This window comes from Acetobacterium sp. (assembly GCF_041752335.1).
In the GTDB taxonomy this organism is placed as follows: domain Bacteria; phylum Bacillota; class Clostridia; order Eubacteriales; family Eubacteriaceae; genus Acetobacterium.
Genome location: NZ_JBGSHG010000074.1, coordinates 1 through 13522 on the forward strand (window position 1 = coordinate 1; position 13522 = coordinate 13522).

Sequence of the window (13522 nt, forward strand, 5' to 3'; positions counted from 1 at the left end):
GTTATTATATTACTCTTTGTTTGGGTTCCTTTTCTTGACGTTGCCATGGTTTGCCTTTCCTGTATAAATCATTTTATTAGTTACATTTAATTCATACCTTTGATCTTACGAAAAGTTTTGCCGAATGTCAATAGGAAATTTGTGAATATTTCTAATTTACCCTAAGATGTTAAATTATTTCAGCAACAGCGTTTCTCGGTCCAGTAGATTTATCTCAGCTACCTTTTCCAGGGTTTCAATGGCTTTCTGCTGAACTTCATCATCAACCCGAATGATGATAATGGCATTATCGGTTTGTTTCGGCAGGAAGGAATAGGCATAGACAATATTGATTGCCGCCTGGGTCAGCGCATCAACCAAAGTGCTTAATCCGCCGGGATCATCGGAAATCTCTGCCGCTAACACTGGTGTCACTGTGGTGATGATATCATTCTTTTTAAGAACCTCAATCCCTTTTTCGGTTTCCTGCAATATCAGACGCACGATCCCAAAGTCGGTGGCATCGGCAATATTCAGCGACCGTATATTGATCTTATTTTCAGCTAGAATTTTCAGGATATGATTCAGCCGACCTTCATGGTTTTCGATGAAAATGGAAACTTGTCGTATCATTTTTTCTCCTCCTAAATTTTTCTTAAATCTACTACCCGCTGGCTTTTTCCTTCACTTCTGGGAAGGCTTTTGGGCTCTACAAGAGCCACCTTGGCGTTGACGCCAATGGTTGATTGGATCCGGTCTCTGATCCGCTTTTCCAGGTTCTCCAGATTGCTGATCCGATCTGAGAACAAAGCTTCGCTGAGTTCCACCTTGATTTCCAGGGTATCCAGCGAGCCGTCTCGTCTGACCACCAATTGATAATGGGGTTCCACTTCGCCGATTTCCAGCAGCACGCTTTCAATCTGGGTTGGGAAGACATTAACGCCACGGATAATCAGCATATCATCACTCCGTCCCTGGAGTCGGCTGATTCGTAAATGGGTTCGTCCACAAGCGCAGGGTTCCGGTTTGATGGTGGTAATATCCCGGGTCCGGTATCGCAGAATCGGAATCCCCTCCTTGGTGATGGTGGTGATCACCAATTCGCCCTGTTCACCGTATGGCAGCACCTTTAATGTCACCGGATCAATAATTTCGGGAATAAAATGATCTTCCCAAACATGAAGCCCATCCTGGCATTCACACTCAATGGCAACTCCCGGTCCCATGATTTCTGATAGACCATAGATATCAAAGGCTTTAATTTTCAGTTTTTTCTCAATATCTTTGCGGATGTTTTCTGACCAGGGTTCAGCTCCAAAAATACCAGCCCGAATCTTTAAGCTGGCCGGATCAATTCCCGATTCCGCCAGCACCTCTGCTAAATAAATAGCATAAGATGGGGTACATGTCAACACCGTTGAGCCAAAATCTTGCATAATCATAATCTGCTTGGCGGTATTTCCCCCGGAGATGGGAATAATCGATGCGCCTAGTCGTTCCGCCCCATAATGCACCCCCAAGCCGCCGGTAAACAGCCCATAACCATAGGCATTCTGAATTACCGAGTGAGGTCCAGCGCCGGCAGCGACCAGACAACGGGCCATCAGCTCTGACCACATCGAAATATCATTCCGGGTATATCCCACTACCGTTGGTTTACCGGTAGTGCCGGATGATGCATGAATTCGGACGATCTGCTCCAGGGGCACGGTGAAAAGCCCATAAGGGTAATTATCCCGCAAATCAACCTTGGTGGTAAAGGGAAGATTCTGAAGGTCTTCCAGAGATTTGACATCCTCCGGCAGCAGACCTTTTTCCTGAAATTTATTACGGTAGAAGGGCACATCGTGATAAATCCGGTTGACCATTCGCTTTAATCGTTCCAATTGCAGTTCCTGTAGTTTTTCTCTTGGCATGCATTCGTAGCTCTTATTCCAGTACATTTCTTCCTCCAAATTTTCTCTTAATTTTAAATCGGATTATTTTACTTTCTCTTTTTGGTGTGAATTTCAAGGTGCACTTACAGTTGCATCTTTACGGTTAGGGGTACTTTGACGTTCATTAACAAGTTAAGCGATCGATCCATCGCTCTGCAAATAAAAAGACCCGTCCTTATTGAAAAGGACGAGTCTGACTCGCGGTACCACCTAATTTGATTATTTACTAATCCACCTTTACAGAACATAATTCATAACAAACCTGTTCTTGCTTTTTCTAACGATGAGCGACACCGAATTTGCTTAGTAGATCTGCAAATAAACTAATTTATTTACGCCGTTCAGCCAATCAACTCCTGAGGGAACTTCACTAACGTCATCGTCATTGGCTTCCAGCCTTACCAACTCTCTGTCGACTCCAACGAAAATTACTTTCCTCATTCACAGCTTTTAATTATTTCAATTATTATATTACTAACCGCAAAATAATGTCAAGATTTTTTTAGACCAAAGTCACCTGCCTGATAATTTATGAATTTGCTGTTTGAAAAAAGATATGATAGGATTAGTATGATCATTTATAATTAATTTGTTATTTTAATCTTTTCCCAATGATCGATAAGGAGGTTGCGATGGACCGGGTTCTTATTTCACTCAACACCATTTCCAAATATTTCGGCAGAAAATTAATCCTAAAAGATATTAATCTTGAGATCACTCCCAAAAATGCCATTGCTTTACTGGGACCCAACGGCAGTGGTAAAAGCACCCTGCTGAAAATCATCGGTGGTCTGGCAAAAATTTCTTCCGGCGCTATCAACTATGCGCCGCAGCTTAAAATAGCTTACATCCCCGAAAATTTCCCCAAAATTGATCTAACCCCCGCAGAATTTATTAAAGCCCTGGGTTTGATTGGCGGTTTGACCCATGAACAAGTCAACACCAGCATGACCGACTTGTTTAAGACCTATCAGATGGACGACATGCGCGATGTTCCGATTAAGCATCTGTCCAAAGGCACCATTCAGAAAGTAGCGGTTATCCAGGCTCTGCTAACTACCCCAGATGTTTTACTGCTGGATGAACCATTATCTGGTCAGGACATCCAATCCCAACAATTGTTTATCCAGATGGTTCAAAAACTCCACCAACAAGGCGTGGCGACGATTATGTCCTGCCATGAACGTTTTCTCGTCAATCAACTGGCTCACACCGCTTACGAAATATCTGACCATCAGCTAACCCCCCTGGATTTATCCAGTTTAAAGCAAGTCAAATATGACATACTGATTTTTGTAGCGCCGGCCAAAGCGGCAATTGATGCAGAGCTGGATAATTTAATTGAGCACGCTGAATGGGATCAGAATCGTTTAAAACTGATTGTCCCAAGCGATCACAGCGATGTGGTTTTAAAGGCACTGTTAAAACGTCAGTTTAAACTGCGGGCCATGGAAGGAATGGATCAATGAAAAATCTGTTAGTTTATCACTTTAAAACCTATCTCAGATCTTATAAATTATTGCTGCCCTTTTTGATCTACCTAATCTATTTATTTGCCGCATACGGGATCATGCCTTTTTCGATTGTTTCCAGCTTTTCGGAATCGACCGGCGTTCTTTTCTTTATCATGGCCTATGTCGGTTTCAGCTACGCTGAACTTGAAAATCCAGTCACCGAACAACTGGTTTTACTCCGGGTCAATAACGATACCCTTTATTACCTGAGCCGACTGACCGTACTTTTTATCATCAGCTTTGTTATGAGTATCCTTGGCATTCTGTATCCCCTTGTTTTAAATATCGTCAACAATAATCACTTGTTTACCCGCAGTTTACAGTTCGAAGATGTGCTCATCGGGCTGTTCCTTCATTGTTTAATGGCATTTCTAGGAACTATCACTGGTTCGTTTTTTCATCCCCGGATTATCAGAAACCGAAAAATGGCCGTGCTGCTGTTGTTCTTTGCTTCTGTCATGGGCATATCAAAGGGTGCTTTGGCCGACTATTTCCCGCCAACCCGCTTAATCGTCTGGGTTTTTCCGCCGGTTTTTGACATCCTCACCGCATTTACGAACCTGGAATTTTTTGTTATCCCAGCCATGGCATTACCCGTTACGCTGGCCATCGTTTATGGTTTAGTTTTAATGTTTGGCCAAATCCTATTTTTAAAGCGCGCCAAATTCTAAGCCCTGGCGGTGTCGAAACGAATTCTTGGCCAAGCCGCTTCTAAAAAAAGCCCATCAAAAGATTTCACTTTTGAAGGGCTTTAGTATTATTGATTCGATTTTTAAACAACACCCAGGCCAACATCACCGTAGGTTGCCATTTCACGATTCATGTACAAGGCTGCTTCGACAATATTAAAGGCAATGGCGGCGCCGCTGCCTTCACCCAAACGCATACCCATATTCAGGAATGGTTTGGCGCCGATAAATTCAGAAGCAAAGGCGGCCCCCTTTTCGGCTGAAGCATGAGAACAGATCAGGTAACCTTTAGCTTCCGGTTTAATAGCGATCGCAATGGCAGCTGCCGCGGTGGAAATAAAACCGTCTATTAAAACAGGGATATGATTGGCGGCTCCGGCCAGCATCGCTCCGGCCATGGCGCCGATTTCAAATCCCCCGACCTTTGCCAGGACATCAACGGCATCGCTTTTATCGGGTTGATTAAGGGCAATGGCATCCCGGATTACCTGGGCTTTGACAACCTGCTTATCTTCCGACAGGTTAGCTCCGGCCCCAGTCAGTTCTCCCGGATCAACACCACTGAGGGCGGCAATGATGGCGGCACTGGCGGTGGTATTAGAGATCCCCACTTCACCGGTTCCGAGAATATTGTATCCGTTATTAATGGCGCGTTGGGCCATATCGATACCAGCTTCCAGGGACTTTACTGCTTCTTCCCGGGACATTGCCGGACCTTTTCGCATATTCGATGTGGCTTTTCTGATTTTTTTATCCAGGATTCTTGATTTCGGTTCCAGATCCGACTTCATGCCAACATCACAGACAAAAATGTCCGCGCCAGCCTGCTTGCTTAAAGCGGCAACCCCGCTTTTGCCGGCCACGATCATCTGCGCCATCAGATCTGTTACTTCCTGGGGCGCTGCAGCAACACCTTCTTCAAATACACCATGGTCGGCAGCAAAAACCAGCATCGCTTTTTTGCTGACGTCCGGATACATTTCACCGGTAATACCGGCTAACTGGACAGCAATCTCTTCCAGCGTCCCCAGACTCCCCACTGGTTTAAGCAGAAAATCGACCCGTTCCTTGGCGGTCTTCATCATTTCTGCATTAAGCGGCTGGATTTTTTCCAATGTTTCATTTAATAAATTCATTTTATACTCCTGTCAATTCAACTGTTTTTTTCACATTATAACATATCTGGGGACTTTGAAAATTCAAATTTTTAAGTTTTTACAACGGCAACCGCACTTCAAACCACACACCGTTATCCCGGTTATCCACAGCCACCTTGCCACCATGGCAGATTATGATGCCTTTGACGATTGCCAGCCCCAAACCAGTGCCTTTTTTATCCGATTGAGCCTTGTAAAAGTATTCCCAGATCTGATTGATCTCATTTTGGGGAATCGACTTACCCACATTATAAACAGAAACTATCCACTCTTTTTCCCGGATTTCACAGCCAACCTGAATAATTCCGTTAGTTGGACTGACATGTTTGATGGCATTGTTTAAGAGATTATAAAAAACCTGTTCCATCCGTTTGCGATCCATGATCACTTTTCTTTCTGAATCACAGTGATTATCAAAGACAATATTTTTTTCCGGATAGGTATTCGCAAACCGTTCGACTACCGAAGCGATGACCTCAACCCCGGAAACAGTTTCCTTTTTGAGCTGATAGGCGCCCGATTCGATTTGAGCCAGATCCAGCAGATCACTGGCGATTCCGCTGATTTTATCAGCTTCCTTCTGGATCGTCACAAAATATTCCAGTTCTTCCTCGCGATTCTCAAGGATCCCGTCTTCCAGGGCTTCAGCGTAGCTTTTGATCACCGCCAAGGGTGTTTGGATTTCGTGGGACACCTGGGCGGTAAAGCGCTGCCGCATTTTTTCAAAGGTTCGCTCCTTATTCAATTCTTCCTGCAGTTTTAGAATTGCCCCTTCCAGTTCATCCGAAATATGATTCAGAGTTTCCCCCAGCTGGCCGATCTCATCCTTTCTAAAGCCCTGATATTTTTGGGTAAAATTCAGATTGCCCATTTCCCGGGAAATTCGATTTAACGAAATAATCGGCTTTGAAATTCCTCGGGAAAAAAAGTAGGCAAAGAGCAGCGAACAGGCAAAAACAATCATCAAGAATACCACTAGAAAATTTTCCACAATCTCAACGACCTCATGAACGGAATAAAGCGGAATTCTTCCGATGATCTGGACGCCATCAGCCGCGACGACCTTATGGGTCAGCCACTCGACTTGATTATCATCATTTCCCAGCACAATCACAAAGCTTTCATCCTGCTGATGTTCTTTCACTTGATTCTCAATACTATTTTGTTGACCAGCACCTGTGCCGTGTTCTGTTCCACTGCCAGTTCCGCTGCCTGATCCTGATCCGTTACCTGAGCCATTGCCGGTGCCAGCACCAGCACCCGATTCATTTCCCGAACCACTGTGTTCACTGCCCACTGCCAAACGTTTTTTTTCAACGACTGTCGATCCCGAACCATCCGTTTGATTAATTCCATCTAATTCTTGACTTGCGGCCACAATTTCGACGGTTCTATCTTCTGTTAAAAACTCTTTTAAGGAAGTACTTTCTGATTCTGTTTGCTTTTGAATAATCTGAATAACAATCCCTTCTTCTTCGGCGACATCAATATACGCTTGCAGCTCCGGGGTTAATCCACCTTGATTATACATCGTAGCGGCCTGACTCGTTTTATCAATTAAAACGGTTGTTCTTTTCTGGGTATAATACACTTCAAAATAGGAACCAAGAATATAATAGGTCAATAAACACAGCACCAGAAAGAAAGCCCCCAAATAGAGCATCAATCGCGAAAATATCGAACTTCTCATTCTTTAAACTTGTACCCCAGCCCTCTGACGGTTTGGATACACTCTCCTTTTTCTTTCATTTTTTTACGCAGGCGCTTGATGGTGGTATCAACCACCCGAAGATCACCTTCATAATCAAACCCCCAGATTCGATCCAGAATCTGTTCCCGCGATAAAACCAGCTTATGATGGTTGATAAAATAAATCAGCACCTCAAATTCCTTTTGGGTCAGGTTAATGATTTCGTCATCGATGGTTATTTCCCGTTCTTCCGCATTCAAATTCATCCCGCATATATCAAGTTTGTTCTCTGTAGTAGCGACCCCGCTTCGTTTTAATAACGCCTTAATGCGGACCATCAACTCCCGGGGACTGAAGGGTTTGGTCACATAATCGTCCGCACCGACTTCAAAGCCCTGTATTTTATCATCTTCTTCCCTACGAGCGGTCAGCATAATCACCGGCACATTGTCAGTCTGCCTGATTTCGTCCAGAACCTCAAAACCATCCATTTTCGGCATGGTTACGTCGAGAATAATACAATCCGGTTTTTTTTCTGCCCAAAGATCCAATGTTTCCTCTCCGTCAGCAGCACCAAAACCTTCATAACCTTCTTTTTTTAAATATTTCAAAACGATTTCTCGCAATTTATCTTCATCTTCAGCCACCAGAATACGAATACCCTTCATTGTCATACGCCTCCATTTTCTTCTTATTATAAGAGTTTACCACATTATTATGACAACATTGTGTCAGTATTAACTGCTCTACCCAAGCTTATTCCAATTTCATTTTATCATATGCTTTTCATCACTGCCTTTTATTTTTTATTTTTGACACATGAATGACATATAACCATCATATAATACAGACATCAACAAAATACAATAAAAAAACGGAGGAATTAACAATGAAAGCAAAATTAATTTTAATAACATCACTCGCGTTGATGTTAGCAACAGCGGGCACAACCTTTGCCGCTAATGGCAATGAACAAGGCACTGGACAAGGAAGCAGCGGCGAAAGACCATACGGGAATTGTCAGGGAACCGGTGATGCTGACGGCGATGGTCTTTGTGACCTTACCGGAAATCCTGTTGGCACTGGCGGATCTGGCTACGGTGCCGGTACCGGCGCATTTGTCGACGAAGATGGCGATGGTGTTTGTGATGTCGGCGGCGGCACCCACCCTCAAGACGGATCTGGAATGCGGCACGGCGGCAGAACCCGTTAATAATTCACACTTACTTAAAATAAGACCTAATGATAGTAAACTATCATTAGGTCTTATTTTATTTATACAATTTTACTTCATCAAAATTTTCAGTTAAAAAAAGAAACGCCTCGCTTTGAGACGTTTCCCAGATACTATCACTTAAGACATTGGTACCACAGCACCCTGATAATTGCTTTCGATAAAGCTGATGACCTTTTCGCTTTGCAGCGCTTTCATCAGCGCCAGAGTTTTTTCACTTGTTTCATCTCCGGCTCGGACAGCCACAATGTTGGCATAGGTCTGAGCGGCCAATGAATCTTTTTCTTCTTTGGCAATCGCATCTGTTCCGGCATTCAGTCCCGCTTCAATGGCATAATTTCCATTAATAACGGCCAAATCAACATCAGGAAGTGATCGTGCCAGCTGGGCCGCTTCCAGTTCTTTAAAGACGATATTTTTAGGATTTTCGATAACATCTTTTGGTGTTGCTTCCAAACCGGCATTGGGATCAACCTTGATCAAGCCAATTGTCTGAAGCAGCAACAACGCCCGGGCTTCATTGGTTGTATCGTTTGGAATGGCAATGGTCGCACCATCAGCGATTGCATCCAGGCTTTTTATTTTCCCTGGGTATAAACCCAATGGTTCATAGTGAACAGCACCGGCACTAACCAGTTCGGTATTGTTTTTTACATTAAAGTCTTCGAGGTAGGGGAGATGCTGGAAAAAATTGGCATCTAACTCTTTGTTTTCCAAAGTTAAATTCGGCTGGACATAATCGGTAAATTCTTTGACTTCAAGGGTAAAACCCTCTTCTTTTAACACTTCCCCAGCGACTGCCAAAATCTCTCCATGAGGCGTTGGACTTGCCCCGACAACGATGGTTTTGTCATCTGTGCCTTTAGCTGCACAGCCTGTGAATAGGGCCAAACCGAGAACGCTGATCAATAATACTGAACCTAATTTTTTCATGATTTTCTCCTTTTCTTTTCTTTCATATAATTCCTAGTTGAATAATATGCAATATAACACGAACCCTGTCCGCTGTCAACCCAAATTGTCTGCGGATCGTAAAACCGTGATGCTTTATTTTCGGCGATCCTGTTTTTGGGCAATTTTCATCCCCACTTCCTGGAAAAGCTGAACGATTAAAACCAGCAGCACAACGGTAACCACCATCATGCCAGTTTCATAGCGATAGTATCCAAAACGGATGGCAATGTCCCCCAGGCCACCGCCGCCGACAATCCCCGCCATGGCAGAGTAGCCTAAGATGGTCGTTGTGGCGATCGCCGCGCCAATAATCAGCGAGGGCTTAGCCTCCGGAATCATCACCCTGGTCACCACCTGCATCGGGCTGGACCCCATTGACAATGAAGCTTCAATAATTCCATAATCCACCTCTTTGATGGATGATTCCACCAACCGGGCAATAAATGGCGCCGCTGCAATCACCAGCGGTACGATTGTGGCCGTGGATCCGATGGTTGTTCCCGTGATCAGCCGTGTCAGCGGGATCACCGCAATCAACAAAATCAAAAAAGGGATCGACCGGGTAATATTTACCACAATGTTAAGCACCTGGTTGAGTGACCGTATCGGGACAATCCCCTCGGAATCGCTGGTGACCAGCAAGACCCCCATGGGCAATCCGATTAGATAAGCCAGCAGTGTTGATGCCAATGTCATATAAAGGGTTTCAAAGGTTCCTTGAACGATCAATGCAGTCATTGAACTATCCCACATGGCTGCCCACCTCCTCAACCGTAATTTGATGAGATCGCAGGTAGTTAATGGCCCGGGCTGCACTCAGCTCGTCCTCAGGCAATTGAATGACCATTTGCCCAAAAGCAAAACCGTCAATATTTTTCATATCAGCATGAAGAATATTCACCAGACATTTTGTTTCCAGGATCATTTTTGCGATCACCGAATCACTGGACGATTTTTCATCAAAAACAATCCGATAGGTATTCTTACCCATCGCAACCGGACCCTGATCGCCTTCAGAAAAGATCATTTTTTTGGCAATCTCAGTTTTTGGGTTTCGAAAGATATCTTCAACCTCGCCGTCTTCAGCTATGCGGCTATTATCGATGATTGCCACATGGCTGCAGATCTGTTCCACCACACTCATTTCATGGGTAATGATCACAATGGTAATGTCCAATTTATGATTGATTTCTTTTAATAGCTTGAGAATGGAATTGGTCGTGGACGGATCCAGCGCCGATGTGGCCTCGTCACACAACAAAATCTTGGGATTGTTGGCCAACGCTCTGGCGATGGCAATCCGTTGTTTTTGGCCTCCGGACAACTGTGCGGGATAGGCTTTTGCCTTATCTGGCAAACCTACCAATTCCAACAATTCGGCGGTTCTTTTTTTCGCCGTTTCTTTATCCACTCCGGCAATTTCAAGAGGAAAGAGGATATTTTTTTCAGCGGTTCGCTGCATCAGCAGATTAAATTGCTGAAAAATCATTCCCACCGAGTAACGCACCGTTCTCAGTTCTTTTTCAGTTATTTTTGATATATCCTGTCCATCAATGAAGACACTGCCGCTGGTGGGCTTTTCAAGCAGATTGATACAGCGCACCAGGGTGCTTTTGCCGGCTCCACTCATACCAATAATGCCGTAAATATCGCCCTGGTTGATGCTTAGATTAATGCCATCTAAAGCTTTTACTTCGCCGCTTTTGGGGCGAAAGGTTTTCCCCAGATCTTTTATTTCAATGATGGGTTTTTGGGACGTCTTTTTCATTTCGATGTTCCTTACCCTCCTACAATCAACAAATTTAAATAAACAAAATCATATTAAAAACAGTGGGTTTAATCTACACCCACCGTTTATTATAGTATCGATTTCATTTTCTTGTCAAGCTTAATAGCTCATCCCTTATCGAATATCGATAATTTGTGCGCCAAAGGGAAACAATGCCAGCTTGGCAAATTTAAACCATTGTAGCCCAAAAGGGATCCCAATCACGGTAATGCAATATAAAATCCCCAGAATCGCGGATCCCGCTGCCAGACCCCAGCCAAAAATCAGGATCCACAAAATATTTAAGATCACCGAACCGGTTCCCATCTTAGAATAATCAACCGTTTTCCCAAATGGCCAAAAGACCAACTGCGCCATTTTAAAAGCCTGCAACCCCAGCGGTATACCAATAATGGTAATACAACAGAGAATGCCAGCGATCAACCAGGCGATCGCCATAATCAGGCCACCAAGAATAATCCAGATAATGTTACCAATGATGCTCACGCTTTTTCCTCTTTCCAATGTCTCTTTATTCCCTGCTTGCGACAGTACCCCGGGGCTTGCAAGCAACTTGCCATTACCCACTTCTTATTTTACAGACGGATCTCGGGCTACCGCAGCCTTTTTAAATTCACGGTTGCCGATATGGCAATACCCGCCAGGATTCTTTAACAGATAGTCCTGGTGATACGCTTCTGCTGAGCTGTAGTTTTCCAGCGGCAATACCTCAATGGCCAGTGGCACCCCATATTCCCGTCTTAATGCCTGAACTGACGTTAAGATCACTTCCTCATCGGCGGGATCCAAATAATAAATACCAGTACGGTATTGGGCACCCACATCATTCCCCTGACGATTTACCGCCACGGGATCGATGACTTCAAAATACATACTCAACAGAAATGGTAGGCTGATCACCTGATTGTCATAAGTCACCTTGACCACCTCGGCATGCCCGGTATTTCGATGACAGACATCCTCATAGGTAGGGTTTTGGGTTTTTCCATTGGCATAACCGACCTCTGTTTTCAAAACCCCTCTAATGGCTTGAAAATACATTTCGGTTCCCCAGAAACAGCCGCCAGCCAGAATTATTTCTTTAATGTTTGCTTTTTTATCATCATTTATCATATCCGTTTCCTTTCCATATTTCGATAATTTTTGTTACTGTTATCGCTTGTTGTTCTGCCGCAGAAATCGCTGCCGTACCATCACCGGCCTGTTCTCCGTAATTGCCGAAGCTGCTATGATTACCACCTGATATTTCGTGATAAATGGCATTGACTGGCATCTTATCCCGACCGCCTTCAAAGCCCTGCTGGTCAATAATCTGATCTTCGCTGCCATATAGACTTAGGACTGGATGGCGGCTCTGAGCCAGTGATTTATTGGGATAAGCCCCCAATAAAACCAGCCCCTCCACCTGATCTTCATGTCCGGCCAGATAATCTGCAGCCATGGCGCCGCCCAACGAGTGACCAACCATGATCCACTGCTCTATTTCCGGCATCGTTTCCAACACCTTGTCTGCGCCGTTGGCATTAAACACTGCCAGATTAAAGGGCATCCCGACGATCACCGCCGAATAGCCTTGTTCCGCCAGTGAACGCATCAGCGGGGCATAGGCGACATCTTCGACCTTGCCGCCGGGGTAAAAGATAAAACCGGTTTCATCCTGACCTGCTGTTGGCGTGAAAATGGTCAGATTTCCGGCTTCCCTGACAGTCACCTGGTCGTCTGAGATCAAGGCCTCATGGGCAGTTTGATCAGCATAGTAATAATCACCCAGATAGGTCAATATTCCAATAATAAGGGCCACTAATACGATTCCACTTATCTTGATGATCCGCTTTATGATTTGACCTTTTTTCATCACTGCTCCTTTTTTAAGATAAACTGATTCTTCACTACAGATTTGTTCTATATTATACCCCAACCCATGATAAAACAATCATTAAGTCATTTTAACATTTTTCAAAAAATAAAAAAACCGCATTCACTGCGGTTATGATTTCAAATGGTGACCCATGGGCGACTTGAACGCCCGACACCCTGATTAAAAGTCAGATGCTCTACCAACTGAGCTAATGGGTCATGCTATAATTTACTTTCTTTATGTCTCTATGCGATTGTGAATACTCCAGTTTGCCTAACTAAGTGATTCACACCAAATCAAAGATTTGGGTTCTCTACTTATACCAACTGAGCTAATGGGTCATGGAATTGTTTAGTTTTTTCTGTCTTCTCTGCCTAGTTAAAGTGGCAGGGGTAGCAGGACTCGAACCTACGAAATGCCAGAATCAAAATCTGGTGCCTTACCAACTTGGCTATACCCCTATAAAAAAAATAATGATATAGAAATGGGGTGGATAATGGGACTCGAACCCACAACTTCCGGAATCACAATCCGACGCTCTAACCGATTGAACTATACCCACCACGATATAAATACGATAAAATAAAATGGTGCGCCTGAGAGGATTCGAACCTCTGGCACACGGCTTAGAAGGCCGTTGCTCTATCCTACTGAGCTACAGGCGCTCAATTCTTTTCGCAAAAATGGAGCGGGTGAAGGGAATCGGACCCTCGCGACTGGC

The 13522-nt window shown here is 44.2% G+C and carries 14 protein-coding genes, 4 tRNA genes and 1 other annotated feature; of the genes, 3 read left to right on the plus strand and 15 right to left on the minus strand.

What is annotated here, in order from left to right:
- Positions 1–174: 174 nt before the first annotated feature.
- Positions 175–612, minus strand: coding sequence for an amino acid-binding protein (locus tag ACEW8F_RS09630; protein ID WP_373483263.1), 438 nt, complete (start codon positions 610–612; stop codon positions 175–177).
- Between the two features lie 11 nt (positions 613–623).
- Positions 624–1922: a phenylacetate--CoA ligase family protein gene (locus tag ACEW8F_RS09635; protein WP_373483264.1), complete on the minus strand. Its 1299-nt coding sequence runs from the start codon at positions 1920–1922 to the stop codon at positions 624–626.
- 174 nt (positions 1923–2096) lie between these two features.
- Positions 2097–2370, minus strand: a binding site (T-box leader).
- 178 nt (positions 2371–2548) lie between these two features.
- Here ACEW8F_RS09635 and ACEW8F_RS09640 point away from each other — a divergent pair.
- Together ACEW8F_RS09640 and ACEW8F_RS09645 are read left to right on the plus strand one after the other, a co-directional pair.
- A complete protein-coding gene (locus tag ACEW8F_RS09640; protein WP_373483265.1) occupies positions 2549–3385 on the plus strand; it encodes an ATP-binding cassette domain-containing protein in 837 nt (278 codons plus the stop codon).
- On the plus strand, positions 3382–4101 hold the full coding sequence (locus tag ACEW8F_RS09645; RefSeq protein ID WP_373483266.1) for a hypothetical protein: 720 nt from the start codon (positions 3382–3384) through the stop codon (positions 4099–4101). The genes ACEW8F_RS09640 and ACEW8F_RS09645 overlap by 4 nt, the downstream gene beginning before the upstream one ends.
- Positions 4102–4202: 101 nt before the next feature.
- Here the strand turns inward: ACEW8F_RS09645 and cobT are convergent, their stop codons facing one another.
- From cobT to ACEW8F_RS09660, 3 genes are all read right to left on the minus strand, one after another.
- Positions 4203–5255 (minus strand): nicotinate-nucleotide--dimethylbenzimidazole phosphoribosyltransferase, encoded by a 1053-nt coding sequence (cobT, locus tag ACEW8F_RS09650; protein WP_373483267.1) that lies wholly within the window; start codon positions 5253–5255, stop codon positions 4203–4205.
- A gap of 79 nt (positions 5256–5334) precedes the next feature.
- The gene (locus ACEW8F_RS09655) at positions 5335–6966 is read right to left on the minus strand and encodes an ATP-binding protein (RefSeq protein ID WP_373483268.1); all 1632 of its coding nucleotides are present in this window, start codon (positions 6964–6966) and stop codon (positions 5335–5337) included.
- Complete coding sequence (locus ACEW8F_RS09660) at positions 6963–7634, minus strand: response regulator transcription factor (protein WP_373483269.1); 672 nt, start codon at positions 7632–7634, stop codon at positions 6963–6965. Before ACEW8F_RS09660 ends, ACEW8F_RS09655 begins: the two co-directional genes overlap by 4 nt.
- Before the next feature lie 221 nt (positions 7635–7855).
- Between ACEW8F_RS09660 and ACEW8F_RS09665 the strand changes: the two genes are divergently transcribed.
- Complete coding sequence (locus ACEW8F_RS09665; RefSeq protein WP_373483270.1) at positions 7856–8179, plus strand: hypothetical protein; 324 nt, start codon at positions 7856–7858, stop codon at positions 8177–8179.
- Positions 8180–8320: 141 nt separating this feature from the next.
- Here the strand turns inward: ACEW8F_RS09665 and ACEW8F_RS09670 are convergent, their stop codons facing one another.
- From ACEW8F_RS09670 to ACEW8F_RS09715, 10 genes are all read right to left on the minus strand, one after another.
- Positions 8321–9133 (minus strand): MetQ/NlpA family ABC transporter substrate-binding protein, encoded by an 813-nt coding sequence (locus ACEW8F_RS09670; RefSeq protein ID WP_373483271.1) that lies wholly within the window; start codon positions 9131–9133, stop codon positions 8321–8323.
- Positions 9134–9247: 114 nt separating this feature from the next.
- A complete protein-coding gene (locus tag ACEW8F_RS09675; protein WP_373483272.1) occupies positions 9248–9907 on the minus strand; it encodes a methionine ABC transporter permease in 660 nt (219 codons plus the stop codon).
- The gene (locus ACEW8F_RS09680) at positions 9897–10922 is read right to left on the minus strand and encodes a methionine ABC transporter ATP-binding protein (protein ID WP_373483273.1); all 1026 of its coding nucleotides are present in this window, start codon (positions 10920–10922) and stop codon (positions 9897–9899) included. Before ACEW8F_RS09680 ends, ACEW8F_RS09675 begins: the two co-directional genes overlap by 11 nt.
- A 135-nt stretch (positions 10923–11057) precedes the next feature.
- On the minus strand, positions 11058–11429 hold the full coding sequence (locus tag ACEW8F_RS09685; RefSeq protein WP_373483274.1) for a YccF domain-containing protein: 372 nt from the start codon (positions 11427–11429) through the stop codon (positions 11058–11060).
- Positions 11430–11513: 84 nt separating this feature from the next.
- Positions 11514–12056, minus strand: coding sequence for a peptide-methionine (S)-S-oxide reductase MsrA (gene msrA, locus ACEW8F_RS09690; RefSeq protein ID WP_373483275.1), 543 nt, complete (start codon positions 12054–12056; stop codon positions 11514–11516).
- Positions 12046–12798, minus strand: coding sequence for an alpha/beta fold hydrolase (locus tag ACEW8F_RS09695; RefSeq protein ID WP_373483276.1), 753 nt, complete (start codon positions 12796–12798; stop codon positions 12046–12048). Before ACEW8F_RS09695 ends, msrA begins: the two co-directional genes overlap by 11 nt.
- 145 nt (positions 12799–12943) lie before the next feature.
- Positions 12944–13019: transfer RNA gene (locus ACEW8F_RS09700), tRNA-Lys, on the minus strand.
- Positions 13020–13185: 166 nt separating this feature from the next.
- Positions 13186–13262, minus strand: a tRNA-Gln gene (locus ACEW8F_RS09705).
- Positions 13263–13286: 24 nt separating this feature from the next.
- Positions 13287–13363, minus strand: a tRNA-His gene (locus ACEW8F_RS09710).
- Between the two features lie 26 nt (positions 13364–13389).
- Positions 13390–13466 (minus strand) — tRNA-Arg (locus ACEW8F_RS09715).
- Positions 13467–13522 lie beyond the last annotated feature (56 nt).

Coding starts and splice junctions, on each gene's coding strand:
- ACEW8F_RS09630 (WP_373483263.1), bottom strand. CDS start 612: ATGATACGACAAGTTTCCATTTTCATCGAAAACCATGAAGGTCGGCTG.
- ACEW8F_RS09635 (WP_373483264.1), bottom strand. CDS start 1,922: ATGTACTGGAATAAGAGCTACGAATGCATGCCAAGAGAAAAACTACAG.
- ACEW8F_RS09640 (WP_373483265.1), top strand. CDS start 2,549: ATGGACCGGGTTCTTATTTCACTCAACACCATTTCCAAATATTTCGGC.
- ACEW8F_RS09645 (WP_373483266.1), top strand. CDS start 3,382: ATGAAAAATCTGTTAGTTTATCACTTTAAAACCTATCTCAGATCTTAT.
- cobT (WP_373483267.1), bottom strand. CDS start 5,255: ATGAATTTATTAAATGAAACATTGGAAAAAATCCAGCCGCTTAATGCA.
- ACEW8F_RS09655 (WP_373483268.1), bottom strand. CDS start 6,966: ATGAGAAGTTCGATATTTTCGCGATTGATGCTCTATTTGGGGGCTTTC.
- ACEW8F_RS09660 (WP_373483269.1), bottom strand. CDS start 7,634: ATGAAGGGTATTCGTATTCTGGTGGCTGAAGATGAAGATAAATTGCGA.
- ACEW8F_RS09665 (WP_373483270.1), top strand. CDS start 7,856: ATGAAAGCAAAATTAATTTTAATAACATCACTCGCGTTGATGTTAGCA.
- ACEW8F_RS09670 (WP_373483271.1), bottom strand. CDS start 9,133: ATGAAAAAATTAGGTTCAGTATTATTGATCAGCGTTCTCGGTTTGGCC.
- ACEW8F_RS09675 (WP_373483272.1), bottom strand. CDS start 9,907: ATGTGGGATAGTTCAATGACTGCATTGATCGTTCAAGGAACCTTTGAA.
- ACEW8F_RS09680 (WP_373483273.1), bottom strand. CDS start 10,922: ATGAAAAAGACGTCCCAAAAACCCATCATTGAAATAAAAGATCTGGGG.
- msrA (WP_373483275.1), bottom strand. CDS start 12,056: ATGATAAATGATGATAAAAAAGCAAACATTAAAGAAATAATTCTGGCT.
- ACEW8F_RS09695 (WP_373483276.1), bottom strand. CDS start 12,798: ATGAAAAAAGGTCAAATCATAAAGCGGATCATCAAGATAAGTGGAATC.